Source organism: Streptomyces vastus (genome assembly GCF_039532825.1).
In the GTDB taxonomy this organism is placed as follows: Bacteria; Actinomycetota; Actinomycetes; order Streptomycetales; family Streptomycetaceae; genus Streptomyces; species Streptomyces vastus.
The window spans coordinates 155,253-171,782 of sequence record NZ_BAAASJ010000076.1 but is presented as its reverse complement, the minus strand read 5'-3'; the positions used below and the strand labels follow the sequence as shown (position 1 = coordinate 171,782).

The following is a 16,530-nucleotide window of genomic DNA, read 5'->3' as shown; positions in this document are numbered from 1 at the left end:
CTCACCATCGTCATCATCGACGAGCGACGAACACCGATCCGAGGGCCACTACGCCAATTGTCGACACCTCGACAGAATGGGCGGGTGGGTGTGCGGACCAGGGGCGACTCGCGGTCGGCTCAAGCATCGTAGCCCGGCGGATTCGGGCCGGGCCTACGTCATTCGACCTGTTCACCGCCCGGTCGAAACGCCGAGCCGGTCGCGTCATTGCTCGCGTTCCCGCACGGACGACACCTGCCTACGTTGAAGAGGGCGCCCCGAGGACGAGGAGGTCTGAGGAATGGACGTGTCCATCGGCACGATCTGGGAGGCGGTCTCCCGTGCGCTGCCCGCTGCCGTCGCCGTCGCGGAACCCGGTCGTGAGACCACCTACCGGGAGTTCGACGAGCGCGCGTCACGGCTGGCCGCCGCACTGGAGGTGGCCGGGGTACGCGAGGGCGACACCGTGGCCTGTTACCTCTACAACGGCGCCGCCTACCTGGAGACGGTCTTCGCCGCCTTCAAGCTCGGTGCCGTGCCGGTGAACGCCAACTACCGCTACACCGGCGAGGAACTCTCCGAACTCCTCACCGACGCGGACGCGGCGGCACTCGTCTTCAGCGGCACCCTGGCCGATCGGGTCGCGCATGCGGCGCAGCATGTGCCCACGCTGAAGCTGCTGGTCAGAGCGGGCGAGCCACGCGCCGACGGTCCGACCGGACCTGCCGTACCCGAACTGGAGGACCTGCTGTCGGCGCACGCACCGCGCGAGCCGCAGCCGCGCCCCGGATCGGACCGCCTCTTCATGTACACCGGCGGGACCACGGGCAAGCCGAAGGGCGTCGTGTGGCGGCAGAGCGATCTGCTGCACTCCCTCGTGGTCCCGATCTTCCACCCGCTCGGTGTCACCGAACTCCCTGCGACCCTCGACGAGGCCGTGGCCATCGCGGTCGGGGCACACCGCGAGGGCCGCGCCCCGACAACCATGCCCGTGGTGCCGCTGATGCACGCCACCGGGCTGTTCAACACCATGGGCGCGCTGATGGTGGGCGGCCGGGCGGTCACCGCGCGGCAGGGCGGTCTCGATCCGGAGCACGTCTGGCACATGATCGCCGAGCAGCGGGTCGACACGGTCATCGTCGCCGGCAACGCCGTATGCCGGCCGCTCGTCGACGAACTCGTCCACGCGGAACAGGCCGGAACGCCGCACGACTTGACCTCCATGCGCAGAATCCTCAGCTCCGGAACCGCTCTCAGCGATCCGCTCAAGCAGGCGCTGCACGAACGGGCCGAGGTCACGGTCATCGACGCCATCGCGTCGAGCGAAGGGGGCCCGTTCGCCTTCGCGATGACCTCGTCCGTACGAGATCTGCCCGCGCGCTTCTTCCCCGTGCCCGCGACGCGGGTGATCGGCACCGGCGACCGCTTCGTCGAAGCCGGCAGCGACGAGGCCGGGCATCTCGCCTACTGCGGCCCCATGCCGCTCGGCTACTACAAGGACACGGAGAAGAGCGCGACGACGTTCCGCACGATCGACGGGGTCCGGTACGCGATCCCCGGCGATCTCGCCCGGATCGACGCCGACGGCGCGATCCGGTTCCTCGGCCGCGGCTCGGGCGTGATCAACACCGGCGGCGAGAAGGTGCACCCCCAGGAAGTGGAGAACGTCCTGCTGACGCACCCCGCGGTGACCGACTGCGTCGTCGTGGGCATCCCCGACGAGACCTGGGGGGAGCGGGTGGCGGCCGTCGTGGCGGTCCCGCCGGGCGCGACGGTCACCGTCGATGAACTGCGCGACTGGGTACGGCGAAGCCTCGCCGGCTACAAGGTGCCGCGCTCCGTCGTCCTGACGGAAACCCTGCCGCGCACCCCGACCGGCAAGCTCGAGATCGCCTGGGCCAGGAAGACCGCCTCACTCGATCCCAAGGAGTCCCGATGACCCCCCATGCCCGTGGGGCCACGCACATCTGGGTGCCCTTCCGCGACACGTCCCTCTACGTGGAGTTCGCGAACGAGGCGGGCGAAGCGGCCCGTACGTCCGATCGCCGGCCCCTTCTGGCCGACGCCGTCCCCCAGGGCGGCATCACGCGTGACGACCGCTACGGCCCACCGATGTGGCGCATCGACGTCCAGCGGCTGCATGCCGTGGTGGAAGCCCTCTGGAACGACGACGACCGACAGGTGCGGATCCATCTCGACCAGGCACCGCGGCCCGACCGGGGCAACGGGGCGCCGGCCCCGCGCGACGGATGACGTAGTCCGTGCCGCGACCTTGCGCCGCCCCCGGTCCGGTCATTCGAGCGATGACCTGGGCGTTCCCCTGTCGTTAGCGTCGATCGCGCCACCGCCCACCGCGGCCGGAGCGACGCCCGCCGACCGTACCGAGGAGATGACGAACGTGAAGAGCCCTTCAGCCGCCGCCCCGGACACGCGGCCCCTCGGCGCTTCCGAAAGGCGCGGAGCCGAGTTCGAGGGCACCGTCACCGTGCTGTCCCGGCAAACGGTGGCGGAGGGTGTCGTATCGCTGGAACTGGCACCAGGCTCCGGTGACGGTGAACCGCTGCCGCCTTGGCAGCCGGGAGCGCACATCGACGTCGTGCTGCCCACGGGTGTCACCCGGCAGTACTCGCTGTGCGGCCGGGTGAACACGGCCGGGCACCAGGACCGCTGGCGTATCGCGGTGCTGCGGGAGCCCGACGGACGCGGCGGCTCGCAGTGGATCCACGACCACGTCCGCGAGGGCGACGAACTCAAGGTGCGCGGCCCGCGCAACAACTTCCCGCTGCGGCCCGCGGCCCGGTACCTGTTCGTCGGCGGAGGCATCGGCATCACCCCCCTGCTCCCGATGATCGCCGAGGCCGAGGCCGCGGGGGCCGAGTGGTCCCTGCTCTACGGCGGCCGGACCCACGGTTCCATGGCCTTCCTGCCCGAACTGGAGGGCTACGGCGAGCGGGTGGCCGTACGGCCGCAGGACCAGTACGGACTGCTCGACCTCGCCGGCTTCCTCGGCGATCCCGACCCGTCCGCCCTGGTGTACTGCTGCGGCCCGGCGGGGCTCATCGACGCGGTCGAGGCGTACTGCGCCGGCTGGCCGTCCGGGTCCCTGAACGTCGAGCGGTTCGCCGCGGCGGCCGTGCCGGGGCCCGCCGACGGTACGGCCGAGCAGCCCATCGAGGTGGAGCTGCGGGCGTCCGGGATGACGCTGACCGTGCCGCCGGAGCTGTCGGTCCTCGCGGCGGTGGAACAGGCGGGCGTCCCGGTCCTGTCCTCCTGCGAGGAGGGCATCTGCGGCTCGTGCGAGACCCCCGTCCTGGACGGCGAGGTCGATCACCGCGACTCACTGCTCACCGAGGACGAGCGGGCCGCGAACGACACGATGCTGATCTGCGTCTCCCGCGCGCGGGGCGGCCGCCTCGTGCTGGACATGTGACACACGTTTCTGAAAGAGACCTCTGACGCACCGTCAACTCGGTGTTCCGCCGAAGGAAGGACCGCCATGACACTGACACAGCACGTGCGCAACGGCTGGTATCTGGGAGCCTGGTCCGACGAGATCGGCCGGACACTCAAGCAGCGCTGGATCACGGACATCCCGGTCTGCTTCTACCGCCTCCCCGACCAGACGGTCACCGCCGTCGAGGACCGCTGCCCCCACCGCAAGTACCCCTTGTCCTTGGGCCACTTGGACGGCGACGGCACGCTCCAGTGCGACTACCACGGCTACCGATTCGACGGGCAGGGCGTGTGCGTCGGGGTCGCCGAGCAGGCCGAGCGTCCCAAGGCGGCGCTGCGCCGGTTCCCGCTGGTCGAGCGGGAGGGCGCGATCTGGATCTGGCCCGGTGACCCGGATCTTGCCGACGAGAGCCTGCTGCCCGACACCTCGTGGCTCACCGACCCGGACTGGACGCACGTACACGGTGTGGTCCCGTTGAAGGCGCGGCACATGCTGCTCGTGGAGAACCTGCTCGACCTCACCCACGAGACGTTCCTGCACCCGACGAGCATCGGCAACGCCGCCGTCGCCGCGACCCCCATCGACGTCACCGTGGACGGCGACCGGGTCGGCTTCAGCCGCCGCATGGTCGGCATCGAGGCCCCTCCGTTCTACGAGAAGTCGTGCGGGCTGACCTCTCCGGTGGACCGCTGGCAGGACGGCGACTTCTACCCGCCGGGCATCTTCATCCTCAACATCCGCGTCGCGGCCACCGGCACCGAGGAGCCGGAGGGCTTCCACATGAAGGTCCTGTACGGGCTGACGCCGGCGCGCGGCAACGAGACGCACGACTTCTACGCGCTGGGCCGCGACTACCTCGTCGACGACCAGGAGCTCACGAAGTTCCAGCACGAGCAGCAGCTCGCCGTGATGCAGGAGGACGTGGACGCCCTGGAGGCGCAGGAGGTCATGTACGCCACCGACCCGGGCGGCAACGCCGAGTCCAGCATCAAGTCCGACCTGGCCGCCCTCCGCGGACGCCGCGCGGTGGCGAAGATGCTGGCCCGCGAGCAGCGAGAACAGGGCGAGCAGCAGCAGGGCGCCCGCATACCTCGCAGCAGGGCGTCCGTATGAGCGGCCGCCACGTCTTCGTACTGATCCACGGCGCCTGGCACGGCGGGTGGGTGTGGCAGCGCGTCACACCGCTGCTGAGTGAGGCCGGGCACGAAGTGCACTCCCCCACGCTGACCGGGGTGAGCGACCGCGCCCATCTGCTCAGTCCGCAGGTCGGGCTCGGCACGCACATCGAGGACGTCGTGGCGCTGATCGAGGCCCACGACGCCCGGGATGTCGTGCTCGTCGGGCACAGTTACGCGGGCCAGGTCGTCACCGGAGTCGCGGACCGCATCCCCGACCGGCTGGCCAAGCGCGTCCACCTCGATGCCTTCGTGGGCGACGACGGGGACGCGGCGATCGACCTGCTTCCCGAACGCATCGCCGGGCACTACCGGGAGTCCGTGGCCGGACCCGGCTTCGGCTGGCTCATCCCGGTGCGCTCGCTGAGCGTGCTCGGCGTCGAGGAACAGTCGGACCTGGACTGGCTCGGCCCCCGGCTGACCCCACACCCCTGGCTGACGTACACCGAGCCGCTCCGGCTGACCGGCAAGGCCGACCAAGTCCCCGGCGTCTTCATCGAGTGCACCGACTGGATGCGGGTGTTCACCCCGCACGCCGAGCGCGCCGCCGCCCGCGGCTGGCCGGTCCACGAGATCGCGACCGGACACGAGGCCATGGTCACCGCCCCCGGCCAACTGGCCGAACTGTTGCTGGACATCGCGGCAGCCTGACCCGATCCGTGAAGGGACGCCCCATGGAATTCCTCGTACGCACCGAGAACCTACTCCCCCCGGACACCCCCGACGACGTGCGCGAATCCCTGCGCAAGGGCGAACGGGAACGTGCCCTGCAGCTCAGGGAGGCGGGCATCCTCAAGCGGCTGTGGCGGGTTCCGGGCCGCAACGCCACGATCGGCCTGTACGAGGCGGCCGACCCGGCGGAGCTGCATGACGCGCTCGCCTCTCTGCCGATGTGGAAGTGGATGGACATCACCGTCGAGGCGCTCGCCACACATCCGCAGGAGAAGACGCCTTGACCGGCCAGGTCAGCCGGGACGGCCAGGAGGGCGAGGGCGGTCGGCGGGTCGCCGTGGTGACGGGCGCCGCGGGCGGCCTCGGGCAGGCCATCGCCCGTCGTCTGGCGAGGGACGGATTCACGGTCGCCGCACTCGACATCGCCGAACCGGACCCGGCCCCGGACCTGGACGGCAGCAGCGAGGTCTCCGGCATGCGGCCGTGGCACTGCGACATCAGCGACCCGGTCGCGACCCGCCAGGCCGTGGGCGGGATCACCGAGGCGTACGGCGGCGTCGACGTCCTGGTGAACAACGCCGGCCTGCTCTCCGGCCGCGCACCCCTGCTCGAGACAACCCCGCGGGAACTGCACCGATTCTTCGACGTCAACGCCGTCGGCCCGCTGCTGATGGTCCAGGCGTGCGTGCCCTGGCTGAGCAAGAGCCCGCACGGCGGACGCGTGGTCAATGTCGCCTCGCGCACCTTCTTCACGGGGTCGCCCGGCCAGATCGCGTACGTGGCCAGCAAGGGCGCACTCATCGGCATGACCCGGGTGATGGCGCGCGAACTGGGCGAGCACCGGATCACGGTCAACGCGGTGGCGCCCGCACAGGTGGCCACCCCGGGCACCCGGGAGCACTCCGGCGACGACGTGTTCGCCGCGACCATGCGCCGGCAGGCGATCAAGGAGTTCGTCACCCCGGAGCATTTCGCGGGCCTCGTCTCGTATCTCGCTTCCCCGGACGCGGAGTTGGTCACCGGCCAGACGTTCGTCTGCGACGGCGGCGGACTCCTGCACTGACGGCGCCCTCAAAGGGAAGGAGAGGAACGGCATGTCCAGCAGCACACCCCAGGTCCCCGGCACGTACGTCTTCGACGCTGCCGAGAGCCGCCGCGGCCGAGCGCTGAACCGGCTCTGCGGATCTCTCAAGGACGCCGGGAGCCGGGAGAGGTTCAAGGCCGACGAAGCCGCGTACTGCGACGCGTACGGGCTCACGGCCGAACAACGGGACGCCGTCCTGCGGCGGGACTGGAACCGGATGATGGAGCTGGGCGGGTCCATCTTCTACGTCTTCAAGCTCGCCATGGTCGACGAGAAATCCATGCAGTACCTCGGCGGGGTCTTCACCGGCATGACCACCGAGGAGTTCGCGGAGGCGCTGAGAGCGGGAGGGCGGAACTTTGGCTGAGGTGATCTGGGGTCTGGCCACCTCGCATGTGCCGTCGATCGGTGCGGCCATGGACCACGGGAAGACCCAGGACCCGTACTGGAAGCCGCTGTTCGACGGGTACGGGCCGGCGCGGGAGTGGATGGCCGAGCACACCCCCGACATAGCGGTCGTCATCTACAACGACCATGCCAACGCCCTCGACATGAGCGTCACTCCGACCTTCGCGCTCGGGACGGCCGAGTCGTACCGAGTGGCCGACGAGGGGTGGGGCAGCCGTCCCGTGCCGGCGGTCATCGGCAACCCCGAGTTCTCCGACCACCTCGTCGAGAGCCTGATCGACGCCTCCTTCGATTTGACGGTCTATCAGGAACTGGATGTCGACCACGGCCTGACCGTTCCGCTGTCGGTGTACTGCCCCGACCCCGGCGAGCGCTGGCCGTGCGCGGTGGTGCCCCTTCTGGTGAACGTCATCCAGTACCCGCAGCCCACCGCAGCACGCTGCCTTGCCCTCGGCCGTGCGCTCGGCGAGGCGATCCGCTCCTTCCCTGAGGACCTCAAGGTCGCGGTCTTCGGCACCGGCGGCATGTCGCATCAACTCGCGGGCGCCCGCGCCGGGTTGATCAACCAGGACTTCGACCGGATGTACCTCGACGCGATCGAGCACGATCCCGACAAGCTGGCCGCGCTCACGCGCGAGGAGTACATCCGCGAGGCCGGCTCCGAGGGCATCGAGCTGATCATGTGGCTGATCATGCGCGGCGCGCTGGGGCCCCGGCTCCGACGCGTGCACGAGACGTACCACGTGCCCGCGTCGAACACGGCGGCCGGGATGGTCCTGTTCGAGAACCTGGGCCCGGGATCCTGAGCCGAGCTCAGAGGGACTTTCGCAGCGGGAAGGCCGCCCGGACCTCCCAGCCGTGGCCGACCCTGGGCCCGGCCCACAGCGTTCCGCCCAGTGCGGTGACGCGTTCCGTCAGGCCGACGAGGCCGAAGCCGCCGCCGCGTGCGGCGGCCGGGAGCTGGGTGCCGCCGTGGCCGTCGTCCGCGACCGCGACCATCAGGCGGTGTTCCTCGCACCACAGGGCGACGCTGATCTCCGTGGCGTCGGCCGCGTGGCGTCGTACGTTCGTCAGCGCCTCCTGGACGACCCGGAAAGCGGCCGCCTGCACCTCGTGCGGGAGGTCCTCGGGGAGGGCGGGGTCCCGATGGAGCGTGATCTTCTGGACCGGGCTCGCGAAGCCCTCGATCAGGCCGGAGACGCCCGCGAGATCGCCCACCGGCCGGTGGGCGGCCTCGTCAGGACCGGTGTCGCGCAGCACGCCCACCGTGCGGCGCATGGAGGCCAGGGCCTCGGTGGCGGCGCGTTCGATACCGGCAAGCACCGGGTCGAGGTCGTCGTTCCGGGAGGTCTGGGAGTTCTGGGAGTTCTGGGAGTCAGCCATCATGCGCGCCACCTGCGTCTGCACGAGGATCCCGGTGACATGGTGGGCGACGAAGTCGTGCAGGTCGGCGGCGATGGCCACGCGCTCGTCGCGGCGGGTCTCGGCCACCGCGACCGTCCGCCCGGTGGCCGGGGCCACCCTCACCTGCACCGGCACGGACGGCGACGGCAAGGCCGTCGACATCCCCGTGACCGTGGTCAAGGCGTCGGACCGCTCCGTCACCTGGAAGTTCGAGCGCTGAGACGGAGTTCCGTCGCCGGCTCAGCGGGCGTCGATGACCATGAGTGCCGTGTGGAGTGAGGTACGTGACTCGGCGGATTCGTGGGAGACGCCCAGGATGCGTTCGACGGTGCGCAGACGGCTGTAGAGGGTGGGGCGGCGGCTCAGGCCGGCCCGCGAAGGGCTGCACATCATCGACCAGGTGCTCAGCCGGGTGGATGCCCTGGTCCACGGCTGCCGCAAGGACGATGCCCTCTAGAACTCACGTTTCCGGTGCATAGCTGTGCGGCCAGGCCGAGCCTGGCCGCACAGTGCTGTCCACGGGAAACCATGCCTGCCAAGTGCACTCAGGCTTCGCGCCTGGGGGCCCTCCTCCCCGCTCCCCAGGCGAGCAGCGCGAACCCCAGGGCGAAGCCGAGCATCGTCCATACGCCGCGTGGCCAGAAGATGTGGCTGTCGACGAAGAACCAGCCTGCCGCCAGGAGCACCAGAGTGCCGGGAAGGATTCGGGCGCCGTGCCTGGGGAGCAGCGCGACCGCCGTGGCCGCGATGGCGACGATGAGCGCGTAGGCACCGGCCTGGCCGAGCGCCTCGCCCGTGTCGTAGAGCGGGCGTTTGACCGGTCCGAGGGCCGCGGTCTCGGCGACGTGCTCGACCGCGGTTCCGGCCCCGATGCCGGCGACGGCGTCGAGACCGGTGTAGAAGGCCGCGTAGATGAACGCACTCCCCCAGGCCACCACTGTGGCGACTCCCGCGAGGTCGAGTCGGGGACGATGCCACAGCGGGACCAGGAGGCCGACCGTGAGCAGTGGAAAGACCGGCAGCAGTGCGATGTGCAAGTCGGCCCAGTCCGCGGCCGTCGACCTGGACAGCCCATGGGGATGCACGATGCCCGCGGCGGCGAGCACGAGAGGGGCAGCGGTGACGAGGGCGATGCTTCGGATGGTTGACACGCCTGCGAGCGTAGGGGCGTCACCTCACCTGATGCGGCTGCGTAAGGGACTCGTAAGAGACTGCTAGCCACCCGGGCCCCGGCCTGCTCTTCGGCCGCCGACTGGACAGGCCCGACGTCTGACGCGAGACATCAGCGGATCTCGAGCAGGAGGTCGCCGCCTTCGACCTGCTGGATGGAGCCGATCGCCAGTCGGGCGACGGTGCCGCCGCGTTGGGCGGTGATGGCGGCCTCCATCTTCATGGCCTCGATGGTGGCGACGGTCTGCCCGGCGTCGACGGAGGCTCCTTCCTCCACCTGCAGGGTGACGACACCGGCGAAGGGCGCGGCGACCTGGCGGTCGTCGCCGCGATCGGCCTTCTCGGCGACCTTGACGTCGGTGGCGATCGAGGTGTCGCGCACGGACACCGGCCGAAGCTGCCCGTTCAGGCTGGCCAGCACGCTCCGGTAGCCGCGCTCGTCGGCCTCGGAGATCGCCTCCAGTTCGATCAGCAGCGTCACGCCCTGTTCCAGGGTGACGGTGTGCTCGGTGTCGGGTTCGAGGCCGTAGAAGAAGTCCTTGGTCGAGAGCACCGAGGTGTCGCCGTAGGCCTCGCGGTGTGTGTCGTACGCCTTGGTCGGGCCGGGGAACAGCAGCCGGTTCAGCGTGGTCCGTCGCGCGTCGCGCAGCCCGCGCCGGTCGTCTTCGGAAAGCTGCGGCGGCTGCGCCTGCGCGGGCCGGCCTTCGAGGGCGCGGGTCCTGAAGGGTTCCGGCCAGCCTCCGGGCGGATCGCCCAGCTCGCCGCGCAGAAATCCGATCACCGAGTCCGGCAGGTCGAACTTGGCGGGGTCGGACTCGAAGGCGCTCGCCTCGACTCCGGCACCGACCAGGTGGAGCGCGAGATCACCCACGACCTTGGAGGAAGGGGTGACCTTCACCAGCCGGCCCAGCATCCGGTCGGCGGCGGCGTAGCAGTCCTCGATCAGCTCGAAGCGGTCCCCGAGTCCGAGCGCGATGGCCTGCTGGCGCAGGTTGGACAGTTGCCCGCCGGGGATCTCGTGGTGGTAGACGCGGCCCGTGGGCGAGGCCGGCCCGGACTCGAACGGCCGGTAGACCTTGCGTACGGCCTCCCAGTAGGGCTCGAGGTCGCCGACGGCCTGCAGGGACAGGCCGGTGGTCCGGTCGGTGTGGTCGGTGGCCGCGACCAAGGCGGACAGCGAAGGCTGGCTCGTCGTGCCCGCCATCGACGCGACGGCCGCGTCGACGGCGTCGACTCCGGCGTCGATCGCCGCGATCAGGGTGGCCAGCTGCCCGCCCGCCGTGTCGTGGGTGTGCAGGTGCACCGGCAGGTCGAAGCGTTCCCGCAACGCGGTGACCAGCTTCCTGGCCGCCGGTGGGCGCAGCAGCCCGGCCATGTCCTTGATCGCCAGGACGTGTGCGCCGGCCTCGACGATCTGCTCGGCCAGCCGCAGGTAGTAGTCGAGGGTGTAGAGCGGCTCGGCCGGATCGGACAGGTCGCCGGTGTAGCACAGGGCCACCTCGGCCAGCGCGGTCCCGGTCGCCCGTACGGCGTCGATGGCCGGACGCATCTGCGCGACGTCGTTGAGCGCGTCGAAGATGCGGAAGATGTCCATTCCGGTCGCGGCGGCCTCGGCGACGAACGCGTCGGTGACCTCGGTCGGGTAGGGCGTGTAGCCGACGGTGTTGCGGCCGCGCAGCAGCATCTGCGTGCAGATGTTCGGAACCGCCTCGCGCAGCAGGGCGAGCCGTTCCCACGGGTCCTCTGCCAGGAACCGCAGGGCGACGTCGTAGGTCGCCCCGCCCCAGCACTCCAGGCTGAGCAACTGCGGTGCCATGCGCGCGACGTGCGGTGCTACGGCGAGCAGGTCCCGGGTCCGTACCCGGGTCGCCAGCAGCGACTGGTGGGCGTCGCGGAACGTGGTGTCGGTGACCGCGACCGCGCTCTGCCGGCGCAGTTCGGCGGCGAACGCTTCGGGGCCGAGCGCGGCGAGGCGCTGCCGGGAGCCCTGCGGCGGTGGATCGGAGAGGTTGGTGGAGGGGAGCTTTTCGGCGGGTTCGACGACGGCGGGCCGCGGCCCGTGCGGCTTGTTGACGGTGGTCTCGGCAAGGTGGTGCAGGATGCGGCTGCCGCGGTCGGCCGGGGGGCGGGCCCGCAGGAGCTGGGGCCTTTCGTCGATGAAGCTGGTGGTGACGTGCCCGGCCTGGAAGTCCGGGTCGTCGAGTACGGCGGCCAGGAAGGGCAGGTTCGTGGAGACCCCGCGGATGCGGAACTCGGCGATGGCGCGCCGGGCCCGGCGGGCGGCGTTGGCGAAGTCGTGGCCATAGCAGGTCAGTTTGACCAGCATGGAGTCGAAGTGGGCGCTGACCTGGGCACCCGTGTGGACGGTGCCGCCGTCGAGCCGTACGCCGGGGCCTCCCGGGGAACGGTAGGCGGAGATGGTGCCGGTGTCGGGCCGGAATCCGTTGCCGGGGTCCTCGGTGGTGATGCGGCATTGCAGGGCAGCGCCGGACAGGACGATGTCGTCCTGGGTGAGGCGGAGTTCGGGCAGGGTGACGCCGGATGCGATCCGCAGCTGTGCCATCACCAGGTCCCGGTCGGTGACCTGCTCGGTCACCGTGTGCTCCACCTGGATCCGGGGGTTCATCTCGATGAACACGTGGTTGCCGCGCTCGTCGACCAGGAACTCGACCGTGCCCGCGTTCACGTAGCCGATGTGGCGGGCGAAGGCGACGGCGTCGGCGCAGATCCGCTCCCGCAGCCGCGGGTCCAGGTTCGGAGCCGGGGCGATCTCGACGACTTTCTGGTGCCGGCGCTGCACCGAGCAGTCCCGCTCGTAGAGGTGGACGACGTTGCCGACGCCGTCGGCGAGGATCTGCACCTCGATGTGGCGTGGGTTCACCACCGCCTGCTCAAGGAACACGGTGTCGTCCCCGAAGGCGGACTTCGCCTCCCGCATGGCCGCCTCGATGGCGTCGCGCAGCTCGCCGGGCTCGGCGACCCGCCGCATGCCGCGTCCGCCGCCGCCGGCCACGGCCTTGACGAACAGCGGGAACCCGACGTCGGCGGCCGCGGCCAGCAGAGCCTCGACATCCGTGGACGGCGGCGACGACGCCAGGACCGGCACCCCGGCCTCGCGGGCCGCCGCGATCGCACGGGACTTGTTGCCCGTCAGGTGCAGCACATGCGCGGGCGGACCGATGAACGTGATGCCCGCGTCCGCGCAGGCGGCGGCCAGGCCGGGGTTCTCCGACAGGAAGCCGTAGCCAGGGTAGACCGCGTCCGCCCCGGCCCTGCGGGCGGCCCTGATCACCTCGTCGACCGACAGGTACGCCCGCACCGGGTGACCGCGCTCGCCGATCAGGTACGACTCGTCGGCCTTCGCCCGGTGCAGCGAGTTGCGGTCCTCGTGCGGGAACACCGCCACTGTGGAGATTCCCAGCTCGAACGCGGCCCGGAAGGCCCGGATCGCGATCTCACCGCGATTGGCCACGAGAACTTTGGCGAACATCATCCGACTCCTCGACATCGGCGGAGAAACCACGATGGGCCAGTATGGGCCGTACGTACGCGCTTGGGCGCCCTGTCGGAGTGAACGCTCCGCGGCGGAGCGGTCAGCGGCTGGTGAAGACCGTGTCGTGCCAGGACTTGTGCGGGGCGCCGGTGTTCTCCGACATGACGTGCTTGACGTTGGTGTACTCGTCGAAGGAGTACGCCGACATGTCCTTGCCGAAGCCGGAGGCCTTGTAGCCGCCGTGCGGCATCTCGCTGATGATCGGGATGTGGTCGTTGATCCAGACGCAGCCCGCCTGGATCTCGCGGCCGGCGCGTCCGGCGCGGAAGACGTTGCTCGTCCAGGCCGAGGCGGCAAGGCCGTACGGGGTGTCGTTGGCCAGGCGGATGGCGTCGTCGTCGCTGTCGAAGGGCAGGCAGACGAGGACCGGGCCGAAGATCTCCTGCTGGACGATGGCGGAGTCCTGTGCCGCGCCGGTGATGAGGGTGGGCTCGTAGTAGGCGCCCTGGCCCAGCGGCCCGTCAAGGATCCGCCCGCCACGCACGATCGTGGCTCCGGCCTCACGCGCGTTCTCCACCATGGCGGCGACCTTGTCGCGCTGCTTCAACGAAATCAGGGAGCCCATGTCGGTGGCGGGGTCGTCGACCGGGCCCAGCCGTACGCCGTCCATCAGCTCGGCGACGCGGGCCACGAACGCCTCGTACAGGGGGCGTTGGACGTACGCGCGGGTGGCGGCCGTGCAGTCCTGGCCGGCGTTGATGAGGGCACCGGCCACGGCGCCGCGGGCGGTGGCCTCCAGGTCGGCGTCGTCGAAGACGAGGAAGGGTGCTTTGCCGCCGAGTTCGAGGTGGACGCGCTTCACCAACCCGGCTGCCTGCGCGGCGACTTGGCGACCGACCCCGGTGGAGCCGGTGAACGAGACCATGGCGATGTCGGGGTGGGTGACCAGGGCCTGCCCGGCGACGGGGCCACTTCCGGTGACGATGTTGATCACGCCGTCGGGAATGCCGGCCTCCTGCGCCGCCTCGGCGAACATCACCGAGGTGAGCGGGGTGAGTTCGGACGGCTTGAGCACCACGGTGTTGCCTGCGGCGACGGCGGGCAGCACCTTCCAGGCGGCCATCTGGAGGGGGTAGTTCCAGGGGGCGATGGAGCCGATCACGCCGATGGGTTCGCGGCGGATGGTGGAGGTGTGCTCGCCGGAGTACTCCGCCGAGGCGCGGCCTTCCAGGTTACGGGCCGCGCCGGCGAAGAACCGTACGTTGTCGATGCTGCCGGGGATGTCGAATCCGCCGGCCAGCCTGATCGGCTTGCCGCCGATACGGCTCTCGGTGGCGGCGAACTCCTCGCTGCGGGCCTGGAGTTGATCTGCCCAGCGCAGCATGGCCTCGGAGCGTTCGGCGGGGGTGGTGCGCGACCACTCGGCGAACGCGGCGCGGGCGGCGGCGACCGCCTCGTCGACGTCCTCAGCGCCTGCCAGGGTGTCGGTGGCCAGGACCTCGCCGGTGGCCGGATTGGTCACCTGGTACTGCTCGCCGGACGTGCCGGAGCGGCGCTTGCCCGCGATGAACTGCTGTCCGGTGGTCTCCATCAGTCACATCTCCGATTGCGTTTCGGGAGTGGAGCTCTGCTCGCCCCACAGCTCGCCCAGGGTGCAACCGTGCGGGAAGGGGTTGGGAGCTGTTGCCGGTGCACTCGGCAATAGTGCCTTTTGGTGAGTGTGAGTGAGTGGCCGAAGGCTGAGGTGGCGTCCGGTCGGTTCGTCATGTCCGGGGCTCTGGTCCGGGACGCCGCGGCCGCGGACAGCAGGAAACCAATAGGATCTGAGCTGCCGTGACGGCCGCACCAACACATGGGTTCGCGTGTGGGCAGGGCCGTTCCGGCAAGCTGGGAAGGTGCCAGCGGTGCATTTTTTCCGGAGGGAGCGGGAATGGCGGAGAGTCCGGCCGAAGAGCGGAGGGGCGGTCCGGCGGCACCCCAGTTGCGGCTGGACGAGCTGCTGGAGGGCCTGCAGGCGCAGGTCGCCCAGGTACGCGCGACCCGGGACCGGGTGCACACGCTGCTGGACGCGGTACTGGCGATCGGCTCCGACCTGGATCTCGATGTGGTGCTGCGGCGGATCACCGAGTCAGCGGTGGCCGTGGTGGATGCCGAGTACGGGGCGCTGGGGGTGCTGGGCGAGGAAGGCCGGATCAAGCAGTTCATCACGGTCGGCGTGGACGAGGAGACCATCAAGACGATCGGTCACTATCCCGAGGGCGAGGGCATCCTGGGGCTGCTGATCAGGGAGCCGGAGCCACTGCGCCTTGCCGACCTCGGCACACATCCCGAGTCGGTGGGCTTCCCCGAGGGGCATCCACCGATGACCACGTTCCTGGGGACCCCGGTGCGCGTACGCGACCGGGTCTTCGGCAATCTGTACCTGACCGACAAGCGCGGCGGGGCGCAGTTCGACGACGAGGACGAGGCGGTGCTGCGCACACTGGCGGCGGCGGCCGGCGTGGCCATCGACAACGCCCGGCTGTACGAGGGCACGCGCCGCCGGGAGCGATGGCTGGCGGCGAGCAGCGAGCTGACCCGCAGCCTGTTGTCGGGCACCGACCCGGACCAGGTGCTGCACCAGGTCGCCACCACCGTGAGGTCACTGGCAGGGGCCGATCTGGTGACGATGGCGGTGCCGATCGACGACGGCGACGAGCTGGTGATCGAGGCCGCCGACGGGGAGGGCGCCGAGCGGGTGCGCGGGCTGGTACTGCCGGCCACCACGCTGGCCGCGAAGGTGCACCGCTCCAACGAGCGGATCACCAGCAAGGCGCTGTCCCAGGAGCCGCAGGGCGGGGCCGGCTCCGCGGCTCACGTCGAGCTGGGGCCAGGGTTTCTCCTCCCGCTGGTCGGGCGCGAGCACGCCCGTGCGGTTCTGCAGGTCGCCAATCTGCCCGGCGGCGAGGAGTTCTCCGACGCCGCGATGACCATGATCAGCGGCTTCGCCGACCAGGCCGCGCTCGCCCTGGAGATCGCCGAGCACCGGCGCGAGGCGGATCATCTCCTGGTCCTGACCGACCGGGACCGCATCGCACGCGACCTTCACGACCTGGCCATCCAGCGGCTGTTCGCCTCCGGGCTGACGCTGAACTCCGTACTCGGACGGATCTCCGACCGGCCCGAGGCGGCCGAGCGCATCCAGCGTGTGGTCGACGACCTCGACGACACCATCAAGACGGTGCGGACGACGATCTACGCACTGCGCGAGCGCGACCGCTCCGAGGGACGTGCTGGTCTGCGCGCGAAGCTGCTGTCCGAGACCGACCAGGCCGCCGAGGCACTCGGCTTCAGCCCCGCCCTGCGTATGACCGGCCTGCTGGACACCGGCGTACCCGCGGGCCACGCCGATCACCTGCTGGCGGTGCTGCGCGAGACCCTGTCGAACGCCGCCCGGCATGCGCACGCCACCGTCGTCGAGGTCACCGCCGAGACGGACGGCAGCCGGCTGCGCCTGCGCGTGTCCGACAACGGACGGGGGATCGACCCTGCCGTCACCCGCCGCAGCGGCCTCGACAACCTCCGTCGCCGCGCCACCGATCTGGGCGGCACCCTCACGCTCACACCGAACGAGCCCACCGGCACCGTCGTGGAATGGACGGTGCCCCTCCCCGCCGCGGAGGCGGATGCGTAACTCGCGTGCCAGGCCTGG

At 70.6% G+C, this 16,530-nt stretch carries 14 protein-coding genes and 1 pseudogene; 10 read left to right on the top strand and 5 right to left on the bottom strand.

Features of this window, described 5'->3' with window-relative positions; all coding sequences use genetic code 11:
* Positions 1 to 280: 280 nt before the first annotated feature.
* The 9 genes from ABD357_RS28110 (at position 281) to ABD357_RS28070 (ending at position 7,578) form a co-directional block, all read left to right on the top strand.
* Entirely contained in the window at positions 281 to 1,918 is a 1,638-nt protein-coding gene (locus ABD357_RS28110) for an AMP-binding protein (RefSeq protein WP_344393804.1), read from the top strand.
* Positions 1,915 to 2,232 carry a hypothetical protein gene (locus ABD357_RS28105; RefSeq protein WP_344393803.1) on the top strand — a complete coding sequence of 106 codons (318 nt, stop codon included), beginning with the start codon at positions 1,915 to 1,917 and terminating at the stop codon, positions 2,230 to 2,232. Before ABD357_RS28110 ends, ABD357_RS28105 begins: the two co-directional genes overlap by 4 nt.
* 136 nt (positions 2,233 to 2,368) lie before the next feature.
* Complete coding sequence (locus tag ABD357_RS28100) at positions 2,369 to 3,409, top strand: PDR/VanB family oxidoreductase (RefSeq protein ID WP_344393802.1); 1,041 nt, start codon at positions 2,369 to 2,371, stop codon at positions 3,407 to 3,409.
* Positions 3,410 to 3,475: 66 nt separating this feature from the next.
* Positions 3,476 to 4,546, top strand: coding sequence for a Rieske 2Fe-2S domain-containing protein (locus ABD357_RS28095; protein WP_344393801.1), 1,071 nt, complete (start codon positions 3,476 to 3,478; stop codon positions 4,544 to 4,546).
* The gene (locus tag ABD357_RS28090) at positions 4,543 to 5,259 is read left to right on the top strand and encodes an alpha/beta fold hydrolase (protein ID WP_344393800.1); all 717 of its coding nucleotides are present in this window, start codon (positions 4,543 to 4,545) and stop codon (positions 5,257 to 5,259) included. The genes ABD357_RS28095 and ABD357_RS28090 overlap by 4 nt, the downstream gene beginning before the upstream one ends.
* A gap of 23 nt (positions 5,260 to 5,282) precedes the next feature.
* Positions 5,283 to 5,564 carry a muconolactone Delta-isomerase family protein gene (locus ABD357_RS28085; RefSeq protein WP_344393799.1) on the top strand — a complete coding sequence of 94 codons (282 nt, stop codon included), beginning with the start codon at positions 5,283 to 5,285 and terminating at the stop codon, positions 5,562 to 5,564.
* The gene (locus tag ABD357_RS28080; RefSeq protein ID WP_344393798.1) at positions 5,561 to 6,343 is read left to right on the top strand and encodes an SDR family NAD(P)-dependent oxidoreductase; all 783 of its coding nucleotides are present in this window, start codon (positions 5,561 to 5,563) and stop codon (positions 6,341 to 6,343) included. Before ABD357_RS28085 ends, ABD357_RS28080 begins: the two co-directional genes overlap by 4 nt.
* 31 nt (positions 6,344 to 6,374) lie before the next feature.
* Positions 6,375 to 6,731, top strand: coding sequence for a protocatechuate 4,5-dioxygenase subunit alpha (gene ligA / locus ABD357_RS28075; protein ID WP_344393797.1), 357 nt, complete (start codon positions 6,375 to 6,377; stop codon positions 6,729 to 6,731).
* A gap of 1 nt (position 6,732) precedes the next feature.
* The gene (locus tag ABD357_RS28070; protein WP_344393892.1) at positions 6,733 to 7,578 is read left to right on the top strand and encodes a class III extradiol dioxygenase subunit beta; all 846 of its coding nucleotides are present in this window, start codon (positions 6,733 to 6,735) and stop codon (positions 7,576 to 7,578) included.
* Between the two features lie 7 nt (positions 7,579 to 7,585).
* Here ABD357_RS28070 and ABD357_RS28065 read toward each other — a convergent pair.
* The 5 genes and pseudogenes from ABD357_RS28065 to ABD357_RS28045 all read right to left on the bottom strand — a co-directional run.
* A pseudogene (locus ABD357_RS28065) lies at positions 7,586 to 8,275 on the bottom strand (sensor histidine kinase); the annotation flags it as partial.
* Between the two features lie 141 nt (positions 8,276 to 8,416).
* Positions 8,417 to 8,617, bottom strand: coding sequence for a helix-turn-helix domain-containing protein (locus tag ABD357_RS28060; RefSeq protein WP_425585037.1), 201 nt, complete (start codon positions 8,615 to 8,617; stop codon positions 8,417 to 8,419).
* A gap of 104 nt (positions 8,618 to 8,721) precedes the next feature.
* Complete coding sequence (locus tag ABD357_RS28055) at positions 8,722 to 9,327, bottom strand: hypothetical protein (RefSeq protein ID WP_344393796.1); 606 nt, start codon at positions 9,325 to 9,327, stop codon at positions 8,722 to 8,724.
* A gap of 131 nt (positions 9,328 to 9,458) precedes the next feature.
* The gene (locus tag ABD357_RS28050; RefSeq protein ID WP_344393795.1) at positions 9,459 to 12,836 is read right to left on the bottom strand and encodes a pyruvate carboxylase; all 3,378 of its coding nucleotides are present in this window, start codon (positions 12,834 to 12,836) and stop codon (positions 9,459 to 9,461) included.
* Positions 12,837 to 12,939: 103 nt separating this feature from the next.
* Complete coding sequence (locus ABD357_RS28045; protein WP_344393794.1) at positions 12,940 to 14,430, bottom strand: gamma-aminobutyraldehyde dehydrogenase; 1,491 nt, start codon at positions 14,428 to 14,430, stop codon at positions 12,940 to 12,942.
* A 339-nt stretch (positions 14,431 to 14,769) separates the two neighbouring features.
* Between ABD357_RS28045 and ABD357_RS28040 the strand changes: the two genes are divergently transcribed.
* Positions 14,770 to 16,512: a sensor histidine kinase gene (locus tag ABD357_RS28040; RefSeq protein WP_344393793.1), complete on the top strand. Its 1,743-nt coding sequence runs from the start codon at positions 14,770 to 14,772 to the stop codon at positions 16,510 to 16,512.
* The last annotated feature ends 18 nt before the right edge of the window (positions 16,513 to 16,530 follow it).

Coding starts and splice junctions, on each gene's coding strand:
- ABD357_RS28110 (WP_344393804.1), top strand. CDS start 281: ATGGACGTGTCCATCGGCACGATCTGGGAGGCGGTCTCCCGTGCGCTG.
- ABD357_RS28105 (WP_344393803.1), top strand. CDS start 1,915: ATGACCCCCCATGCCCGTGGGGCCACGCACATCTGGGTGCCCTTCCGC.
- ABD357_RS28100 (WP_344393802.1), top strand. CDS start 2,369: ATGACGAACGTGAAGAGCCCTTCAGCCGCCGCCCCGGACACGCGGCCC.
- ABD357_RS28095 (WP_344393801.1), top strand. CDS start 3,476: ATGACACTGACACAGCACGTGCGCAACGGCTGGTATCTGGGAGCCTGG.
- ABD357_RS28090 (WP_344393800.1), top strand. CDS start 4,543: ATGAGCGGCCGCCACGTCTTCGTACTGATCCACGGCGCCTGGCACGGC.
- ABD357_RS28085 (WP_344393799.1), top strand. CDS start 5,283: ATGGAATTCCTCGTACGCACCGAGAACCTACTCCCCCCGGACACCCCC.
- ligA (WP_344393797.1), top strand. CDS start 6,375: ATGTCCAGCAGCACACCCCAGGTCCCCGGCACGTACGTCTTCGACGCT.
- ABD357_RS28050 (WP_344393795.1), bottom strand. CDS start 12,836: ATGTTCGCCAAAGTTCTCGTGGCCAATCGCGGTGAGATCGCGATCCGG.
- ABD357_RS28045 (WP_344393794.1), bottom strand. CDS start 14,430: ATGGAGACCACCGGACAGCAGTTCATCGCGGGCAAGCGCCGCTCCGGC.
- ABD357_RS28040 (WP_344393793.1), top strand. CDS start 14,770: ATGGCGGAGAGTCCGGCCGAAGAGCGGAGGGGCGGTCCGGCGGCACCC.